Source organism: Burkholderia sp. HI2714 (genome assembly GCF_002223085.1).
GTDB classification, from domain to species: Bacteria; Pseudomonadota; Gammaproteobacteria; order Burkholderiales; family Burkholderiaceae; genus Burkholderia; species Burkholderia lata_D.
The window spans coordinates 167,684-186,495 of the sequence record NZ_NKFM01000027.1; the positions used below are offsets into that span (position 1 = coordinate 167,684).

The following is an 18,812-nucleotide window of genomic DNA, read 5'->3' on the forward strand; positions in this document are numbered from 1 at the left end:
AAGCCGTATCGACAAAAACCTATGGAGGAGACATCCATGCAGGCCTGGCATCAGATCTACACCCCGCTCGGCAGCCTCGGGCTGTCGGCGTTCGTCGCCGCAATCCCGATCATCTTCTTTTTCGTCGCGCTGGCCGCGCTGCGGCTCAAGGGCCACGTCGCCGCCGCGATCACGCTGCTGCTGTCGCTCGGCGTCGCGATCCTCGCGTACGGAATGCCCGTGCCGCAGGCGCTCGCGGCGGCCGGCTTCGGCTTCGCGTACGGCATCTGGCCGATCGCGTGGATCATCGTCGCGGCCGTGTTCCTGTACAAGATCGTCGTGAAGACCGGTCAGTTCGACATCATTCGCGCGTCCGTGCTGTCGATCACCGACGACCAGCGCCTGCAGATGCTGCTGATCGGCTTTTCGTTCGGCGCATTCCTCGAAGGCGCGGCCGGCTTCGGCGCGCCCGTCGCGATCACCGCCGCGCTGCTCGTCGGCCTCGGCTTCAAGCCGCTGCACGCGGCAGGACTGTGCCTGATTGCAAACACCGCGCCGGTCGCGTTCGGTGCGATGGGCATTCCGATCATCGTCGCCGGGCAGGTGACGGGCATCGACCCGTTCCATATCGGCGCGATGGCCGGCCGCCAGCTGCCGCTGCTGTCGCTCGCGGTGCCGTTCTGGCTCGTGTTCATGATGGACGGGCTGCGCGGCGTGCGGCAGACGTGGCCGGCCGCGCTCGTCGCGGGCGGCAGCTTCGCGGTGACGCAATACTTCACGTCGAACCACATCGGGCCCGAGCTGCCGGACATCACGTCGTCGCTCGTGAGCCTCGTCGCGCTCGCCGCGTTCCTAAAGGTCTGGCAGCCGCGCACCGCGAAGCAGACGGCCGGCGGCCTCGTCGCGTCGGGCGGCGGCGCCGCGCTCGCGGGCTTCGGCGGTGCCGGCTCACGCAGCGGCTTCGGCACCGGCACGAGCCGGCAGGCGTCGCCGTACACGCTCGCGCAGACCGTGCGCGCGTGGTCGCCGTTCCTGATCCTGACGGCCGTCGTCACCGTATGGAGCATCGCGCCGTTCAAGGCGCTGTTTGCCGCGCACGGCGCACTCGCGTCGACCGTGCTGAAGTTCCATGTGGCGGGACTCGACCAGCTCGTCGTGAAAACCGCGCCGATCGCCGCGACGCCGAAGGCGCTCGACGCGGTGCTGAAGATCGATCTCGTGTCGGCGGTGGGCAGCGCGATCCTCGTGACCGCGCTGATCTCGATGGCGCTGCTGCGGATGAAGCCGCGCGACGCACTCGTCACGTTCGGCGAGACGCTGAAGGAGCTGACGCGCCCGATCCTGTCGATCGGCCTCGTGCTCGCGTTCGCGTTCGTCGCGAACTATTCGGGGATGTCGTCGACGCTCGCGCTGATGCTGGCCGCGACCGGCGCCGCGTTCCCGTTCTTCTCGCCGTTCCTCGGCTGGCTCGGCGTGTTCCTGACGGGCTCGGACACGTCGTCGAATGCGCTGTTCTGCTCGCTGCAGCAGGCCACGGCCCATCAGCTCGGCGTGCCCGAGACGCTCGCGGTGGCCGCGAACACGACGGGCGGCGTGACCGCGAAGATGATCTCGCCGCAGTCGATCGCGGTCGCCTGCGCGGCGACGGGCCTCGTCGGCAAGGAATCGGAGCTGTTCCGCTTCACGGTGCGGCACAGCCTGCTGTTCGCGGTGATCGTCGGGCTGATCACGCTCGCGCAGGCGTACGTGCTGCCGGGGATGGTGCCGTAAGCGGCGCCCGCCCCAAAAACAAAACCCCACGCCCGGAAGAGCGTGGGGTTTTTCATGTCGCCGCTGGATCGCCCGCTTCGGCAGGCGCCCCGTTGCGCGATCAGCTGCCCTTCGCGATGCGATCCTCGATGTGCTGCGCGCGGCTCGCCGACGACGGGTGCGAATCCATCATCGAGCTCTTGCCTCCGTCCAGCTTTGCGAGCTTCTGGAATGCGGTGACGAGGCCCTTCTGGTTCATGCCCTTCTGCTTCATCAGGTCGAACGAGTAGTCGTCGGCCGCGCTTTCCTGCGTCTGCGAGAACTGCGCGTTGATGAACTTCTCGGTGATGTCGCCGAGCTGCGAGCTCGTCAGTGCCGCCACGCCCGGCGATGCCGCGCCGGCCGCGGTGCGCGCCGCGCTGACCGCGTAGGCCGTCTGCATCGCCTTCTTCGAGTGACCCAGTGCAACGTGGCCCATTTCATGGCCGATCACGCCGCGCAGCTCGTCGTCGTTCATCTGGTCCATCAGGCCGCTGTACACGCGCACGCAGCCGTTGCCCATCGCCCACGCGTTGACGTCCTTGGTCATGTAGACCTTGTAGTTGATCTTCTGGCCATTCAGCGTCATGTCGCCGAAGCCCTTCATCACTTTCGTCAGGCGCTTCGCGTACGCGCTGTTCGCCGGCGCGATCTTCGATTCGGCATCGCTCGCCTTGCACGAGTCGTTCGACAGTGCGGCGATGTCGCTGTCCGACAGCGTCGCTGCCTTGTACAGGCTGGTCCCCGCCGACGTCAGGCTGTTCGCGTCAAGGCTCTGTACCCCGCCGCACGCGCTCAACAGAAACGCCACGCCACACGCTGCCACCGCTTTCTTGAGTTGCATCCCGGAATCCCTCGATAGTTGTATTTGGGAGCGGCGATTTTGCATAATCCGGCAGAAAATTACCAGATGTTTACATCATATGACACGTTGATTACTCAACGAACGGGAACGAATCGGCGCGTCGGCACGGAATTGACGACGGAAAACGGAGCAATCGCCGCAGCCGGGCGACGACCGGAAGGGGAAACGGGCGGGCTCAGGCCGTCTGGTCGCGGCGTCGCGTCAGCCGCCGCGCGACCAGCATCGGCAGCCGCAACGCGAAACCGGTGAACAGGCGCAGGTGCATCCACGCGAGCAGCGCGTTGTCGCGCCCGTAATGGAAGTGCGAGACGCCGCCCTCGTGCCGGCCGAAATAGCGCACCGGCGCGTCGATGCGGATCGGCCGCACGCCGGCCCAGCACAGCCGCACGGCCGCCTCGGGATCGAAGTCGAAGCCGCGCATCCACGGCTGGCGGCGCATGATCGCGGCCAGCGGCGCGACCGGATACACGCGAAACCCGTACAGCGAATCGCCGATCCCGGCCCACAGCGTCTCGAGGTCGGCCCACGCGTTCGACAGACGGCGGCCCTGCACGCGCAACTGCGGCGCACTCGCGTCGAACTTCGGCACGCCCAGCACCATCGTATCGGGCGCGGCCTGCGACGCGGCCATGAACGCGGGAATCAGGTCGGCCGGATGCTGGCCGTCGGAATCCATCGTCAACACATGCGTGAAGCCGCTCGCGGCCGCCGCGTCGAGCCCGGCGAGCACCGCGGCGCCCTTGCCGCGGTTCTCCGGCAGCACGATCACGCGCAACCCCGGGTCGCGCTCGGCCATCGCCTGCAGCCGTTCGGCGCTGCCGTCGGTGCTGCCGTCGACGACGACCCACACCGGATTCCACTGCGCGCGGGCATTGCGCACGGTCGTGTCGACCTTGGCGCCCGGGTTGTAGCTCGGAATCAGGACGAGATGGGTGGACGAGGCGTGCAGCTTGGACATGGAAACGGCCGATTGCGAAGACGGGGATCCTGACAAAAGTTTATGACTTGCCGGCGACCGTCGGCAGGCTTCGTCGACGTCTCCCGCGTGCGGGGCCGGTTGCTCGATCGTGAGGTTTTCCCGCTTCATGACAACCATGCCTCCTCGTGACCCGCGCTGGCCTCGATCTCGACCAGCAGGTCGTCGCGGCACACGTCCGCATGAACGACGAGCGGCCGCACGCCGGGGCCGGCCGCCTCGCGCAGCACGTGCTCGATCGCGGCCAGCGCCGCGGCGTCGCCAGCGTCGCGCACGTAGACGCGATAGCTCAGGTCGGCGAGCGAGAACGGGCCGTGCCCCTGGCGCGCGGCCTGCTCGAGCACGGCCGCGAGGTTCGCGACCGTCTCGCGCGTTTGCGCGACGACGTCGCCGTGATGCACGGTGCGGTGGCCGACGATGCTCGCGGTGCCCGACACGAACAGCACCGGCGCGGCATCGCCGTCCGACCAGGCGGCGGCGCGCGCGAACGTCGGCGCCCGCGGGCCGTACTCCGCCGGATAGTGATACGCGCTGACCTGGCGCGGGTTCTCGACCGGATCGGCCGGCGTGCGGCTCGCGAGGAAATGAATCGCGAGCGGCGCGCCCGGCGATGCATCGCCCGCGAACGGCACGACCGAGCCGAGCGCGCATGCGGCCGGCACGCCGCCCGTCAGTGCGCGGCGGCACGCATCGAACGCGTGCTGGCGGCCGATATTGAACTGACGATAGCGCTCGATCCCGAACTGCACGGCATTGATCGCCGGCACGGTATTCCAGATGCGCAGCGGATGCGGCATGCCGATCGAATCGAGCACGTCGAACAGCGTGCGGTACGCGTCGTGGGTCGCGCGTTCGAGCGGGGTGCCGCTGTCGTGCGACTCGTTCGCCTCATGTGCTTCTTCGTGCACGAGGATGCTACCGAACACGAGGCCCGCCGTTTCGCTGTACCGATAGTGCAGCGCGCCGCGCCGTTCGCTGCGCAGGTCGCGCGCATGGCATTGCCAGATTTCGCAGACGGCGTCGTCCGGCGCGATGCCGGCGCCGAGCAGCGTCATCGGCACCGGTGCGACCGGCAGGTCGGGCACGACATCGGCCAGCATCCGTGCGGCCGCGTCCGCTCGTGATTCGGCGTGCGATGCCGTGCCCGCGCCAATGCACACCGCACCCAACGCGCCGGGAAACGCGCGCTCGAATCCATCGCCACGACCACGCGCATCGTGCAGCAACGCGGCGAGCCGCGCATGGCTCATCCGGACGAGCCGCAGTGCGCGGCCGCCGCCTTGCGCGAGCGCTTCTTCGCACGATCGCGATGCGGCCGGCCCGGCCGCCGTCTGTCCGCGCACGACGGGCGCGGCAGAGGACGACAGGGAACACGGGCGCCGTTCGGCGTCGACTGGATGCACGGACACTTCGATTTCCTCACTATGCGGCGCAGGCCGCGCAACATCGCGGCCTGCGCCGCGTTGCGTTACGTCACGCCGACGCTGCGCGCTTCGTCAGGCGAGCCCGCCGTTGACGGACAGCACCTGTCCCGTCACATAGGCCGCGGCGTCGGACACCAGGTACGCGACCATCGCCGCGACTTCGTCGGGCCGGCCCGCGCGCTGCGCGGGCACGAGCTGCTTGATGCGTTCGGCGGGAAACGCGTGCTCGGCCATCGGCGATTCGATGATGCCGGGCGCGACCGCGTTCACGGTGATGCCGCGCGACGCGAGCTCCAGCGACAGCGACTTCGTCGCACCGATCAGCCCCGCCTTCGCGGCCGCGTAGTTGACCTGCCCGCGATTGCCGGTCACGCCGGCCACCGACGCGATGTTGACGATCCGGCCGCGCCGCGTGCGGATCATCGGCAACAGCAGCGGCTGCGTGACGTTGAAGAAGCCGTTGAGCGTCACGTCGAGCACGCTGTGCCACTGTTGTCGCGACATGCCGGCCATCGGCGCATCGTCGTGAATGCCTGCGTTGTTGACGAGGATCTGCACCGGCGCATCGTCGATGAACGGCTTCAGCGCGGCGAGCGTCGCATCGGCGTCGGTCACGTCGAACGCGATCGCGTGCGCGGTGCCGCCGGCCGCGACGATCTGCTGCGCGACGGCCTCCGCCTGCGCGAGATGGCGGTTCGCATGGACCCACACTTCATGGCCGGCCTGCGCGAGCGCCGTGCAGATCGCCTGCCCGAGTGCGCCGCTGCCGCCCGTCACGAGCGAGCGCATCGAATTGCTCCGTTCATCGCGTTCCACCTCGATCGACGCGGCCGCGTATCGTCTGCCGATCGCGGCCGCCTGCCGTCCTCATCTGCGCGTCGCGCCCGTGCGCGGACGCCGTCACTTCGCGCGGTGCGCGGCGACGTACGCAGCCAGTGCACCGAGCGTCGCAAAGATCTTCTGGTTGTCCGGATTGTCCGAACGCAGCTCGAAACCGTATTTCTTCGAGATCAGCAGGGCGATTTCCAGGATGTCGATGGAGTCGAGCCCGAAACCCTCTCCATACAGCGGGGTCTCGGCCGTCACGGTGTCGAGCGTGACGTCTTCGAGATTCAATTCGCCGATGATCAGCGTGGCGAGCTCTTGTTCCAGTGCGTTCATCATGCGTGCGGGCAGGCGGCCCGTGGCAGCGGAAGGTGCCCGGAAACGGCAATCGCCATGCACGCCCGGCGCGTGCGAATCTCCGTCCCTCCGGCGTCTGCCGGCTTCCCCGCCTGCTTTATTTGGGGATCGTTTGTAAAAGTTACGCGGATTCTAGACGAACGGGTATCGGGCCGTATACCGCCAATGGTTACAGACTGGCGAGCCGGCTCCGCGGCCCGTTTCGGGACCCGAATGCACGAGACGCTTGAGCCGCTTCGGATGGAAATGGACCGACCCCGCGAAACCGTTCGTCCGGCGCCATACAATCGGTTACAAAACCCGTTCGCGCCCGCCCCGAACAGCGGTGCCGCGGCCCTAAAATGAGCGTGCCCGACCACCGGCCCGGACCCGCGTCCCGGCTGCCATTCATATGATGTTTGACGGCCCGACCACCGCGTCCGGCCACGATCCGCCCGATGTCGCCAGTCATGCCGCGCCCTTCCTTCCGCTCCGTTCCGGTTCGCCCGTCCGTCCGCTGCCGCCCGGCCGCCGGGCACGCGTTCGCGCGCCGCGTGTGCGGAGGCCGCCGATGAGCCGGCTGCTGCCCGTCGCGCGCGGCATCGCCGCGGTCGGCGCCGTCGCGGCGTACCAGGCCGGCGCGCACTACGCGGCCGCGACGCCCGGCGCGCACGGCTTCGGCCTCGCGATGGCGCTCGTGCCGCCGCTGCTGCTCGCATTCGGCGCGGCGCTGCGCTCGCCGCATCGGGCGTGGCTCGTGCCGGCGTGGCTGCTTGCCGCCGCCGCGCTATGGGTCGCGCGCGTGCCGCTCGCCCGGCATTTCGAATGGGGCCTGTATCTGGAACACGCGAGTTTCAACCTCGCGATGGCGCTGCTGTTCGGCCGCACGCTCGCGGCCGGCCAGGTGCCGCTGTGCACGCGCTTCGCGACGATGATCCACGGCGCGATCACGCCGGCCGTCGCGCGCTACACACGGCAGATCACGCTCGCGTGGACGCTGTTCTTCGTCGCGATCGCCGCCGTGTCGACGCTGCTGTTCGCGACCGCGCCGATCGTCACGTGGTCGACGTTCGCGAACTACCTGTCGCTGCCGCTCGTCGCCGTGATGTTCGCCGCCGAGCATGCGTGCCGGCGTTTCGCACTACCGCACGAACCGCGGCCGCGCATGGTCGATGCGGTGCGCGCGTATCGCGCGACGACGCACGCATCGCAGCCGTCACGATGAATTCACGGCCGGCGCGACGCGCCGGCCTTCGCTCCCGTTTTGACCGATTTATGCCGACTCACCCGCTGGTTTTCCATTCGTCGCCGGACCAGACGATCGCCTGGCGCGACGGCGCGCCCGTCACCGTGCGCGCGTTCGTCGCCGACGTCGCGCGCGTGGCCGCCACACTGCCACCCGGCGGCCACGTGTTCAACGTGTGCCGCGACCGTTACCGCTTCGCGGTCAGCCTGTGCGCGGCGCTCGTTGCCGGCAAGATCAGCCTGCTGCCGTCGACGCACACGCCCGAAATGGTCCGCCAGCTCGCATCGTTCGCGCCCGACGCGTTCTGCCTGCACGACGCGCCCGACTGCACGATCGACCTGCCGCGCTTCGCGTACCCCGATGCCGCCCCCGGCGAGCCCGCGAGCGATGCGCCGTTCGTCGTGCCGCAGATCGACGCGGCGCGAATCATGGCCTACGTGTTCACGTCCGGCTCGACCGGCGCGCCGGTGCCGCACCGCAAGACCTGGGGCTTCCTGGTCGGCTGCGTGCGCGCGGCGGCCGACCGCCTCGGGCTGCTCGACGGCCGTGCGGCCACGCTGATCGGCACGGTGCCCGCGCAGCACATGTACGGCTTCGAGTCGACGGTGCTGCTCGCGCTGATCGCCGGCCTCGCGTTCAGCAACCGCCAGCCGTTCTACCCGGTCGACATTCGTGACGAACTCGACGCGATCCCGCAGCCGCGCGTGCTCGTCACGTCGCCGATCCACCTGCGTGCGCTGCTGGCGGCCGGCCATGCGCTGCCGCCTGCCGCGCTCGTGCTGTCGGCCACCGCGCCGCTGTCGGAAAAGCTCGCGTGCGAAGCCGAGGCCGCGCTCGACGCGCCGCTCGTCGAGATCTACGGCAGCACCGAGACCGGCCAGATCGCGACCCGCCGCACGTCGCAAGGCGCGACCTGGACGTTGTTCCCGGGCATCCGGCTCGACGCGCGCGACGAACCGGAAAGCGACGACGGCGAGCCGACGATCTGGGTGTCGGGCGGGCACGTCGAAGCGCCCGTGCCGATGGGCGATGCGCTCGAACTGCTCGGCGACGGCCGGTTCCTGCTGCACGGCCGCAAGGCCGACCTCGTCAACATCGCCGGCAAGCGCACGTCGCTCGCGTACCTGAACCATCAGCTCAATGCGATTCCGCAGGTGATCGACGGCGTGTTCTTCATGCCCGACGAAGCCGCGCCCGCCCACGCCGGCGCGGGCCTCGAACCGGTCACGCGCCTCGTCGCGCTGGTCGTCGCGCCGACGCTCGCGGCCACCGATCTGCAGCGCGCGCTGCGCGAGCGGATCGATCCCGCGTTCATGCCGCGCCCGCTCGTGTTCGTCGACGCGCTGCCGCGCAACGAAACGGGCAAGCTGCCGCGCGACGTGCTCGCCGCGCTCGTTGCGCAACATGCGCGTGCTTCGGCCGCGCCGACGCCCGTGCGCGACCCGGCCGGCGCGCCTGCGCCCGCGCTCGGGTTCACGATCCCCGCCGATCACCCGGCGCTGCCCGGCCACTTCCCCGGCCATCCGGTCGTGCCGGGCGTCGTGCTGCTCGATCACGCGATCCACGCGATCGGTGCGGCGCTGGACCGCCCGCTGCACACGTGGCGGCTCGGGCCCGCGAAATTCCTGAGCCCGGTCGCACCCGGCGAACCGCTCGATCTCGCTTACGACGCCGCAGCGAGCGGTGCGATCCGCTTCACGCTGCGCGCCGGGGCGCGCGAGGTCGCGAGCGGCGTGCTGTCCGCACCGCCGGCCGCGCAGGATGGCGCGCAACCATGAAGCGCACCGCGTGGGCCGAACGCCAGGAGCGCAGCAACGCGGGCTTGCTGCGCGTGATGACGTGGATCTCGCTGCGCTTCGGCCGGCAGCGCGCGCGCGTCGTGCTGCACCTGATCGCGACGTATTTCGTGCTGTTCTCGCCGGTCGCGTGCGCAGCGTCGCGCGACTACCTGCGCCGCGTGCTCGGCCGCCCCGCGCGCTGGCGCGACGTGTACCGGCACGTGTTCACGTTCGCGGCAACGATCCACGACCGCATCTACCTGATGAACGGACGCTTCGACCTGTTCGACATCCGGCTGCACGGTGAAACGCTCGTCGACGACGCGCTCGCGGGCGGACGCGGCGCGTTCCTGATGGGCGCGCACCTCGGCAGCTTCGAGGTCGTGCGCGCGATCGGCCGCACGCACCCGGACCTGCGCGTCGTCGTGACGATGTACGAGAAGAACGCGCGCAAGATCAACGCGACGCTCGCCGCGGTGAATCCCGCCGCGCAGCCGGAAGTGATTCCGCTCGGGCAGGTCGACTCGATGCTGAAGGTGCGCGAGCGCCTCGACGCGAACTGCATGGTCGGCATGCTCGCCGACCGCACGCTGCTCGACGACGCGGCCGCGTCGCTGCGCCGGCTGCCGTTGCTCGGCGCGCCGGCCGCGTTCCCGCTCGGGCCGCTCTACATGGCCGCGATGTTGAAGCGGCCGGTGATCTTCATGACGGGCCTCTATCGCGACGGCAACCGCTACGATGTGCACTTCGAGACGCTCGCCGATTTCTCCGACGTGCGGCGCGACGCACGCGCGGCGGCCGTCGACGCGGCACTCGCGCGCTACGTCGCGCTGCTCGACCAATACTGCCGCGCGGCACCGTACAACTGGTTCAACTATTTCGATTTCTGGCAAGGCAGCGATGCCGCGACCGTGACCGTGACCGCACGCAGCGACGCGGCGCGCGCCGGTGCCGGCCTGTCCGCCACGAGGGATTCCGACGCATGACCGCCGTTCGCCGCTGCCTGCCCACGCTTCCGTCCGCGCTGCGTCGCGCCGTCCGCGCGCTGACCGTCGCCGTCGCGGCGACCACCACCGCGTTCGCGCTGACGGCCGGGCCCGCGCAGGCAGCCGACACGGCACCGGCGTGGAACCTCGACCGGCTGATGTCGACGCTTGCGCAACACAAGTCGGGGCGCGCGACGTTCACCGAGACGAAGACCCTGTCGATCGCGACGCAGCCGGTCGAATCGTCGGGCGAACTCGTGTTCGTCGCGCCTGACCATCTCGAGAAGCACACGCTGAGCCCGAAGCCCGAACACCTCGTCGTCGACGGCGACATGCTCACCGTCGAGCGCAACAACCGCAAGTTCACGCTCGCGCTCGCACGCTATCCGGAACTCGGCGCGTTCATCGACAGCATCCGCGCGACGCTCGCCGGCAACCGCTTCGCGCTCGAACAGGTGTACAAGGTCGCGCTCGCCGGGCGCGGCGACGACTGGACGCTGACGCTCACGCCGCTCGACTCGCGGATGCTGAAGGTCGTCAGCACGATCACGCTCGACGGCACGCGCGACGTGTTGCGCAGCGTCGCGATCCGGCAGGCCGACGGCGACCGTTCGGTGATGCGGCTGCAGCCCGTTCCGGCGAACCCGAACTGATGGACGAACGCACCCGCCCCCTCGCGTCACCGGTCGCGCGCCGCCTGCACGCGCTGCGGCAGCGCGCGGTGCTCGTGTGGCTGCTCGCGCTCATCGCGTGCGGCGTCGCGATCGGGCGCGCGCACTTCACGGCCGACCTGTCCGCGTTCCTGCCCAGCGCGCCGAGCGCCGGGCAGCGCGTGCTCGTCGACCAGTTGCGCGACGGCGTCGTGTCGCGTCTGATCCTCGTCGCGATCGACGGCGGCGATGCCACGACGCGCGCCGCGCTGTCGCGACGCGTCGCCGGTGCGCTGCGCACCGATCCGCAATTCGCGGCCGTTCACAACGGCGAAGCCGCGAACGACGCGCGCGACCGCCAGCTCATCTTCGATCATCGCTACCTGTTGAGCCCGGCCGTCACGCCGCAGCGCTTCAGCGCCGCCGGCCTGCATCAGGCGCTCGGCGACAGCCTCGACCTGCTGAGCTCGTCGGCCGGCCTCGTGGCCAAGGCGATGCTGCCGCGCGATCCGACCGGCGAAGTCGCCACGCTCATCGACCCGCTCGACAGCGCGGCCGAACCGGCGAGCCGTGACGGCGTGTGGGCGTCGCGCGACGGCACCCGCGCGGTGCTCGTCGTGCAGACGGCCGCCGCCGGTTCCGATACCGACGCGCAGGCCCGCGCGATCGACTCCGTGCGCCGCGCGTTCGCCGCCGCGCAGCAGGCCGTGCCGAACGCCGCCGCGGCCACGCTCGCGATGACGGGCCCCGGCGTGTTCTCGGTCGACACGCGCGACACGATCCGGCACGACGTCGAACGGCTGTCGACGGCGAGCGTCGTGCTGATCGTCGCGCTGCTGCTGACGCTGTACCGTTCGCCGCGCACGCTCGCGCTCGGCTTGCTGCCGGTGCTGACGGGCGTCGCTGCAGGAATCGCGGCGGTCAGCCTCGCGTTCGGCACGGTCCATGGGCTGACGCTCGGCTTCGGCACGACATTGATCGGCGAAGCCGTCGACTATTCGATCTACCTGTTCGTGCAGTCGGCGCAGGCCGGCACGCGCGGCACGGCACGCCCGGCCGACGCGACGCGCGCATGGGTCGCCGCGTACTGGCCGACGATCCGGCTCGGCGTGCTGACGTCCGTGTGCGGGTTCGCGTCGATGCTGTTCTCCGGATTCCCCGGCCTCGTGCAGCTCGGGCTGTATTCGATCGTCGGGCTGACGGCCGCCGCGCTCGTCACGCGCTTCGTGCTGCCGCACCTGCGCGGCGAGCATGTCGCGATCCGCGACGTGTCGCGTGTCGGCGCCGTGCTCGCGCGTGCGGCCGACGCCGCGCCGCGGCTGCGCTGTCCGCTCGCCGTGCTGGTGATCGCCGCGGGCGCGACGCTCGTGCTGCATCGCGACGGCCTGTGGAGCCGCGAGCTCGCCGCGCTCAGCCCGGTGCCGGCGCACGCGCAGGCGCTCGATGCGCGGCTGCGCGCCGATGTCGGCGCACCCGATGTGCGCTATCTCGTCGTGATTTCCGCATCGACCGAACAGGCCGCGCTCGAAGGCGCCGAGAAGGCGGCCGCGCAATTGCAGCCGCTGGTCGACCGTGGCGCGCTCGCCGGTTTCGAAAACCCCGCGCGCTACCTGCCGAGCGATGCCGCACAGCGCGCACGCCAGGCGAGCCTGCCGGATGGCGGTGTGCTCGCCGCGCGGATGCACGATGCGGTCGCGAACCAGCCGATCGCGGTCAAACCCGACCTGTTCACGCCGTTCATCGCCGACGTCGAGGCCGCGCGCCACGCCCCGCTGCTGACGCGCGCGGACTTGCGCGGCACGTCGATGGCGCTCGCCGTCGACGCGCTGCTGACCGAACGCGACGGCCGCTGGAGCGCGATGCTGCCGCTGCGCGCGCCGGACGCCGCCCGCGCCGCGCAACCGGCATCGAGCCTCGATGCCACGCCGATTCGCGAAGCCGTCGCCCGCGCGGGCGTGCCCGATGCGCTGTTCGTCGACATGAAGGCCGAAGCCGATCGCCTGTACGTGAGCTATGTGCACGAGGACATCCGGCTGTCGCTCGCGGGCTTCGCCGCGATCGCCGTGCTGCTGCTGATCGCGCTGCGCTCGCCGCGCCGTGTCATGCGCACGCTCGCGCCGCTCGTTGCGGCCGTGCTGGTCGTGACGGCCGGCTTCGCGCTCGCCGGCGTGCAGCTGACGATCCTGCATCTCGTCGGGATGCTGCTGATCGTCGCGGTCGGCTCGAACTACGCGCTGTTCTTCTGCAAGCGCGACGACGCGCAGCCCGTCACGCCGTACACGCTCGTGTCGCTGCTGATCGCGAACCTCGCGACGGTCGCCGGCTTCGGGCTGCTGGCGCTGTCACGCGTGCCGTTGCTCGAAACCTTCGGGCTGACCGTCGGCCCGGGCGCGATGCTCACGCTCGCATTCGCCGCGATTCTCGCGCCGCGTCCGGCCGAGGCTGCGGCCATCAACCGTCATCGAGGAAGCCGCGCATGAACGCGCCGTCGTCCGTTCCGTCGCGGCAGCCCGGCGATACGCGCCGCTGGAAGCCGACGCCGCTGATCGCGGGCACGGCCGCATTGCATGCGGGCGCGGCGGCCGCCGTCGTCGCGCAGCCGGCCGCGTGGCCGTGGGCGGTCGGTGGCGTGGTCGCGTCGCATCTCGCGCTGACCGCCGCCGGCCTGTGGCCGCGCAGCACATTGCTCGGCCCGAACTGGACGCGCCTGCCGGCCAACGCGGGCCGCCGCATCGCACTGACGATCGACGACGGCCCGGACCCGGACGTCACGCCGCGCGTGCTCGACCTGCTCGACCGTTACGACGCGCGCGCGACGTTCTTCTGCATCGGCGATCTCGCGCGCCGTCATCCGCGCTGGATCGAGGCGATCGTCGCGCGCGGTCATGCGATCGAGAACCACAGCCATCGGCACCGCCACACGTTCTCGCTGTCGGGGCCCGCCGCGCTGCGGCGCGAGATCGCGGCCGCGCAGCAGACACTGACCGAGATCGCCGGCACGCGCCCGCTGTTCTTCCGTGCGCCTGCCGGCCTGCGCAACCCGTTTCTCGAGCCGGTGCTGTGCGAACTCGGCCTGCAGCTCGCGAGCTGGACGCGGCGCGGCTTCGACACGCGCGCACACGATGCAGCAACCGTCACGCGCCGCCTGCTGCACGGCCTCGCGGCGCGCGACATCCTGCTCGTGCACGACGGCCACGCGGCGCGCGATGCGCGCGGCGAACCGGTCGTGCTCGACGTGCTGCACGCGGTACTGCGCGCGGCCGCCGACGCGCAATTGCACTGGACCACGCTGCGCGCGGCGCTCGCGCCGGAACCGCCCGGCGGGCCGGGCGAGCCGGCCGGTTCGGCACCCCCGTTTGATAAAATCTGACCTCGAACGGCGCGCCTGCCAGCCCTGCTGCGGCGCCCGTTCCGGCCACCGGATGCGACCCTCGTGAAACCTCTCCTGCTCTCGCACTTCACCGCCACCAGTTGCATCGGCCGCGGCCTCGATGCGACCCTCGATGCGCTGCGCGACGCGCGCGGCGGGCTCCAGCCCTGCGACTTCGAACGTGCGGATCTCGACACGTGGATCGGCGCGGTGGACGGCGTCGATGCGCAGCCCGTGCGGGCTGATCTCGCCGACTTCGAATGCCGCAACAACCGCCTCGCGCAGCTCGGCCTGACGCAGGACGGCTTCGACGCACGCGTCGCGGCGGCCGTCGCGCGCTATGGAGCGGCACGCGTCGGCGTGTTCATCGGCACGAGCACGGCCGGCATCCTCGAAACCGAACACGCATACCAGCGCCGCGATCCGGCGAGCGGCGCGCTGCCCGCCGACTTCCGCTACGCGCAGACGCACAACCCGTATTCGCCGGCCGCGTTCGTGCGCGCGTTTTTCGCGCTGCGCGGGCCGGCGATGGCGATCTCGTCCGCCTGCTCGTCCGGCGCGAAAGTGTTCGGCTCCGCGCGCCGCATGATCGAGGCGGGCCTGATCGACGCGGCCGTCGTCGGCGGCGTCGATTCGCTGTGCCTGACGACGCTGTACGGCTTCAATTCGCTCGAACTGCTGTCGCGCCAGCCGTGCCGGCCGTTCGACGTCGCGCGCGACGGCATCTCGATCGGCGAGGCCGCCGCGTTCGCGCTCGTCGAACGCATGCCCGACCCGCCCGCCGCACTCGACGCCCACGCGATCCTGCTGCTCGGCATCGGCGAATCGAGCGACGCGCATCACATGTCGTCGCCCCATCCGGACGGGCTCGGCGCACGCGTCGCGATCGAGCAGGCGCTCACCGCCGCCGGCCTCGGTGCGAACGATATCGACTACGTGAACCTGCACGGCACCGCGACGCCGAGCAACGACGCGGCCGAAAGCCGTGCGATCGGCGCGCTGTTCGCCAGTACGCCTTGCAGCTCGACGAAGGGCGCGACCGGCCATACGCTCGGCGCGGCGGGTGCGCTCGAGGCTGTCGTCGCCGCGCTCGCGCTGCGCGAGCAGTTCGTGCCGGCCGGCGTCAACACGACGCAGCCCGACCCGGCACTCGCCGCCGACTACGTGCTCGCGAGCCGCGATACACGCGTGCGCGCCGTCCTGTCCAATTCGTTCGGCTTTGGCGGCACGAATTGCAGCCTGATCCTCGGCCGCGCCGACCACGCCCGCCGTTGAGGCCCGCCATGACACTCACCGCCTTCATCGAAAGCATCGGCCTCATCGGGCCCGGATTGAACGACTGGCCGCACGCGGCCGACGTGCTCTCGGGCCGCGTACCGTATGCGCCTGCCCGCACCGAGCTGCCTCCCCCGGCCGGCCTGCCGTCGGCCGAGCTGCGCCGCACCGGCCCCGTCGTGCGCGCGGCGCTCGCGGCCGGCCACGAAGCGGTGGCCGCGAGCGGACGCGACGCCGCGACGCTCGCGACCGTGTTCAGCGCCTCGGGCGGCGACGGGCAGAATTGCCACGCGATCTGCGAGACGCTGGCCGGCGATGATCGCCAGCTGTCGCCGACGCGCTTCCACAACTCCGTGCACAACGCGCCGGCCGGCTACTGGAGCATCGCGACCCGCGCGATGGCGACGTCGAACGTGCTGTGCGCGCACGACGGCAGCTTCGCCGCGGGCCTGCTCGAGAGCCTGTGCCAGGTCGTCGTCGATCGCGTGCCGACGCTGCTGATCGCGTACGACACCGACTATCCGGAACCGCTGCGTACGGTGCGACCGATCGGCGACGCATTCGGCGTGGCACTCGTGCTCGCGCCCGAAGCAAGCGAACGCGCGCTCGCCCGCATCGACGTGCAGCTGGCCGACGCACCCGCCACGCCACTCGCGCACACCGAACTCGACGCACTGCGCGCCGGCAATCCGGCCGCGCGCGTACTGCCGCTGCTCGACGCCATCGCCGCGCGGCGTTCGACGCGCGTCGTGCTCGACTACCTGGCCGATACACGCGTGCAGGTCGACGTCGCGATGCCGGACACGTTCACGGTGCGCGCGTGATGACTGCGACGATCCCGCTCGCGCCGCCGCTCGATCACGCGTGGATCGCCGCGCACATTCCGCACGACGGCGCGATGTGCCTGCTGGATACGGTCGATGCGTGGGATGCCGCCTGCATCCGCTGTACCGCGACGAGCCACCGCGATCCGCACAACCCGCTGCGCGCATACGGCCGGCTCGCGTCCGTCTGCGGCATCGAATACGCGGCGCAGGCGATGGCCGTGCACGGCGCGCTGCTCGGTGCGCACGAAGCGCGCCCACGCGTCGGCTATCTGGCGAGCGTGCGCAACGTCGACGCGTTCGTCGACCGGCTCGACACGTTTGCGCAGCCGCTCGTCGTCGAAGCGGAACGCGTGAGCGGCGACGCCCGCTCGGTGCTGTACGGCTTCGCGCTGCGCTGCGGCGATCGCGTGCTGCTGTCCGGCCGCGCCGCGGTGATGCTCGACGCGTCGGCGGCCGGCGCGTTTCGCCCAGGCCCGGCACCGGCCGGCGATGCGAATCCTCGATGAAGCCGCTTACTCAAGAGAAGGAAACCAGGTCGTGAAAGTTCGTCAGTTCATTGGCACCGCGCTCGTTCTGGCGCTGATCAGCCCGATCGCGCACGCGGACATGTCGGAAGTGAAGCAGGACATCAAGCGCGATTCGAAGGAAGCCGCGCACAAGACCGGCGAGGCGGCCCGCAGCTTCGGCCACGCGACCGCGAGCGCCGCGAAGGCGGTCGGGCACGGGGTCGCACACGCATCGCGCGAAGGTTGGGATGCCACCAAGCGCACGACGAAGCGGATCTTCCACAAGAACGACTCGGGCGAGTCGGGTGGAAAGAGCGAAAAGAGCGATTGATCACGGGCATCGCGCGCATCGCCGGAGGCGTGCGCGCGATGCGTGACCGCTCGTCAATCCTGACGCGTCACTGCCGCAATGCCGCCGCTGTCAACGCGCGCCGCGCAGGCGGCGTGCCGGCCGGGTCCGCACGCGTGCGAAGCACCTGCCGTACGCGACGAGCGAGCAATCGCGATGATCGAAGTTCCGCAGCAGCCGCGCGCGGCGCCGCTCGAGCCAGTAGAGCGAGATCGCCATCGTCAGCGCGACGGCCAGCGCCGAGCCGCCGATCACGAGTCCCATCCAGGTGTCGCCCATGCGTTCTCCGGAATGCGAGGCCGAAACGGCGCGCCTGCCGCCGCTCCGGCACGGGATAGTGGGGAACGCGACCCGCTCGCGCGCGAACGCCGTGCGGGCCGCCACACGTCAATGCATGTGCTGGCCGCCGTTGATCGCGATGTTGGAGCCCGTCACGAAACCGGCCTCCTCCGAGCACAGGTAAGCCACCAGCGCGGCGACTTCCTCGGGCTTGCCGAGCCGGCCCGCCGGAATCTGCGGGAGGATCTTCGAATCGAGAATGTCCTGCGGGATCGCCGTGACCATCTTCGTCGCGAGGTAGCCCGGCGACACCGTGTTCACCGTCACGCCCTTGCGCGCGATCTCGAGCGCGAGCGATTTCGTGAAACCGTGCATGCCGGCCTTCGCGGCCGCGTAGTTGGTCTGGCCGACCGAACCCTTCGAGCCGTTCACCGACGAGATGTTGACGATGCGACCCCAACCGCGCTCGACCATGCTTTCACAGACCGGCTTCGTCATGTTGAACACGGAATCGAGGTTGGTGCGGATCACCGCATCCCAGTTGACCTTGTCGAGCTTGCGCAGCGTCATGTCGCGCGTGATGCCCGCATTGTTCACGAGAATGTCGACCGGGCCGACGTCCCGCGTGATCTTCTCGATGCATTGCTGGCACGAATCGTGATCGGCCACGTCCACCGGGTACGCGTGAAACTCGCGGCCGGCCGCGTGCATCTCGGTCAGCCAGCGGTCCGCGCCGGTATTGTTCGGCGAATACGTGACGACTACCCGGTGGCCCGCGTCGTTCAACCTGATGCTGATCGCTTCGCCGAGGCCGCCCATTCCACCAGTCACAACTGCAATTCGCTTAGTCATCCTATTAATTACCGACAAAAAAGTAATCGATCAAGGCGGAGCGGCGGCGTCGCTCAGGCTGCCGCCCCACCGCTTCGATGCGCAGCCGCCCGCATCGCGGGCACGGCGCGCACCGGCACCTCGCGCTTGTTGTTGACTGCTTGTCGTGCGCGAAAACCGCTTCGCCCGTGTGCGGCGCTGGCTGGCGCCGCACACGGAACGATTCGTCAGACCCTGCTCAGGCGCGCTCGACCGCGAGCGCGACACCCATCCCGCCGCCGATACACAGCGACGCCAGCCCGCGCTTCGCATCGCGCTTGGCCATTTCGTGCAGCAGCGTCACCAGGATCCGGCAGCCCGACGCGCCGATCGGGTGGCCGATCGCGATCGCCCCGCCGTTCACGTTCACCTTCGACGTGTCCCAGCCCATCTGCTTGTGCACCGCCAGCGCCTGCGCCGCGAACGCCTCGTTGATCTCCATCAGGTCCAGGTCGCCCGGCGTCCAGCCCGCGCGCTCCAGCG

18 protein-coding genes and 1 pseudogene are annotated in these 18,812 nt (G+C 70.3%); 11 read left to right on the top strand and 8 right to left on the bottom strand.

Annotated features, from left to right (window positions below):
* Window positions 1–36: 36 nt before the first annotated feature.
* Window positions 37–1,749, top strand: a complete 1,713-nt coding sequence (locus CFB82_RS15425; protein ID WP_089484578.1) for a lactate permease LctP family transporter — start codon at window positions 37–39, stop codon at window positions 1,747–1,749.
* A 100-nt stretch (window positions 1,750–1,849) separates the two neighbouring features.
* Here CFB82_RS15425 and CFB82_RS15430 read toward each other — a convergent pair whose 3' ends face one another.
* The 5 genes from CFB82_RS15430 to CFB82_RS15450 all read right to left on the bottom strand — a co-directional run bounded on the left by CFB82_RS15430 (window position 1,850) and on the right by CFB82_RS15450 (window position 6,193).
* Complete coding sequence (locus CFB82_RS15430; RefSeq protein ID WP_089446404.1) at window positions 1,850–2,611, bottom strand: M48 family metallopeptidase; 762 nt, start codon at window positions 2,609–2,611, stop codon at window positions 1,850–1,852.
* 196 nt (window positions 2,612–2,807) lie between these two features.
* Window positions 2,808–3,590 (bottom strand): glycosyltransferase family 2 protein, encoded by a 783-nt coding sequence (locus CFB82_RS15435; RefSeq protein WP_089484579.1) that lies wholly within the window; start codon window positions 3,588–3,590, stop codon window positions 2,808–2,810.
* Window positions 3,591–3,715: 125 nt separating this feature from the next.
* Window positions 3,716–5,017 (bottom strand): chorismate transformation enzyme, FkbO/Hyg5 family, encoded by a 1,302-nt coding sequence (locus tag CFB82_RS15440; RefSeq protein WP_089484580.1) that lies wholly within the window; start codon window positions 5,015–5,017, stop codon window positions 3,716–3,718.
* Between the two features lie 87 nt (window positions 5,018–5,104).
* The gene (gene fabG / locus CFB82_RS15445; RefSeq protein ID WP_069249365.1) at window positions 5,105–5,821 is read right to left on the bottom strand and encodes a 3-oxoacyl-ACP reductase FabG; all 717 of its coding nucleotides are present in this window, start codon (window positions 5,819–5,821) and stop codon (window positions 5,105–5,107) included.
* 111 nt (window positions 5,822–5,932) lie between these two features.
* A complete protein-coding gene (locus CFB82_RS15450; RefSeq protein WP_089484581.1) occupies window positions 5,933–6,193 on the bottom strand; it encodes a phosphopantetheine-binding protein in 261 nt (86 codons plus the stop codon).
* 571 nt (window positions 6,194–6,764) lie between these two features.
* Between CFB82_RS15450 and CFB82_RS15455 the strand changes: the two genes are divergently transcribed.
* The 10 genes from CFB82_RS15455 (at window position 6,765) to CFB82_RS15500 (ending at window position 17,162) form a co-directional block, all read left to right on the top strand.
* On the top strand, window positions 6,765–7,418 hold the full coding sequence (locus CFB82_RS15455) for a hypothetical protein (protein WP_089484582.1): 654 nt from the start codon (window positions 6,765–6,767) through the stop codon (window positions 7,416–7,418).
* Between the two features lie 50 nt (window positions 7,419–7,468).
* Window positions 7,469–9,217, top strand: coding sequence for an AMP-binding protein (locus tag CFB82_RS15460; RefSeq protein ID WP_089484583.1), 1,749 nt, complete (start codon window positions 7,469–7,471; stop codon window positions 9,215–9,217).
* Complete coding sequence (locus CFB82_RS15465) at window positions 9,214–10,203, top strand: LpxL/LpxP family acyltransferase (protein WP_089484584.1); 990 nt, start codon at window positions 9,214–9,216, stop codon at window positions 10,201–10,203. Before CFB82_RS15460 ends, CFB82_RS15465 begins: the two co-directional genes overlap by 4 nt.
* Complete coding sequence (locus CFB82_RS15470) at window positions 10,200–10,856, top strand: outer membrane lipoprotein carrier protein LolA (protein ID WP_069248858.1); 657 nt, start codon at window positions 10,200–10,202, stop codon at window positions 10,854–10,856. Before CFB82_RS15465 ends, CFB82_RS15470 begins: the two co-directional genes overlap by 4 nt.
* Window positions 10,856–13,333 (top strand): MMPL family transporter, encoded by a 2,478-nt coding sequence (locus CFB82_RS15475; protein ID WP_089484585.1) that lies wholly within the window; start codon window positions 10,856–10,858, stop codon window positions 13,331–13,333. The genes CFB82_RS15470 and CFB82_RS15475 overlap by 1 nt, the downstream gene beginning before the upstream one ends.
* Window positions 13,330–14,223, top strand: a complete 894-nt coding sequence (locus CFB82_RS15480; RefSeq protein WP_089484586.1) for a polysaccharide deacetylase family protein — start codon at window positions 13,330–13,332, stop codon at window positions 14,221–14,223. The genes CFB82_RS15475 and CFB82_RS15480 overlap by 4 nt, the downstream gene beginning before the upstream one ends.
* A 63-nt stretch (window positions 14,224–14,286) precedes the next feature.
* Entirely contained in the window at window positions 14,287–15,498 is a 1,212-nt protein-coding gene (locus CFB82_RS15485) for a beta-ketoacyl-[acyl-carrier-protein] synthase family protein (protein WP_069248861.1), read from the top strand.
* 8 nt (window positions 15,499–15,506) lie between these two features.
* Window positions 15,507–16,322 carry a beta-ketoacyl synthase chain length factor gene (locus CFB82_RS15490; RefSeq protein WP_089484587.1) on the top strand — a complete coding sequence of 272 codons (816 nt, stop codon included), beginning with the start codon at window positions 15,507–15,509 and terminating at the stop codon, window positions 16,320–16,322.
* A complete protein-coding gene (locus CFB82_RS15495; RefSeq protein WP_089484588.1) occupies window positions 16,322–16,831 on the top strand; it encodes a hotdog family protein in 510 nt (169 codons plus the stop codon). Before CFB82_RS15490 ends, CFB82_RS15495 begins: the two co-directional genes overlap by 1 nt.
* A complete protein-coding gene (locus CFB82_RS15500) occupies window positions 16,815–17,162 on the top strand; it encodes a hypothetical protein (RefSeq protein ID WP_011353203.1) in 348 nt (115 codons plus the stop codon). The genes CFB82_RS15495 and CFB82_RS15500 overlap by 17 nt, the downstream gene beginning before the upstream one ends.
* A 90-nt stretch (window positions 17,163–17,252) precedes the next feature.
* Here the strand turns inward: CFB82_RS15500 and CFB82_RS15505 are convergent, their stop codons facing one another.
* The 3 genes and pseudogenes from CFB82_RS15505 to CFB82_RS15515 all read right to left on the bottom strand — a co-directional run.
* Window positions 17,253–17,459 (bottom strand): hypothetical protein, encoded by a 207-nt coding sequence (locus tag CFB82_RS15505; RefSeq protein ID WP_089484589.1) that lies wholly within the window; start codon window positions 17,457–17,459, stop codon window positions 17,253–17,255.
* 108 nt (window positions 17,460–17,567) lie between these two features.
* Window positions 17,568–18,311 (bottom strand): acetoacetyl-CoA reductase, encoded by a 744-nt coding sequence (gene phbB, locus CFB82_RS15510; RefSeq protein ID WP_089484590.1) that lies wholly within the window; start codon window positions 18,309–18,311, stop codon window positions 17,568–17,570.
* A 217-nt stretch (window positions 18,312–18,528) separates the two neighbouring features.
* A pseudogene (locus CFB82_RS15515) lies at window positions 18,529–18,812 on the bottom strand (acetyl-CoA C-acetyltransferase); the annotation flags it as partial.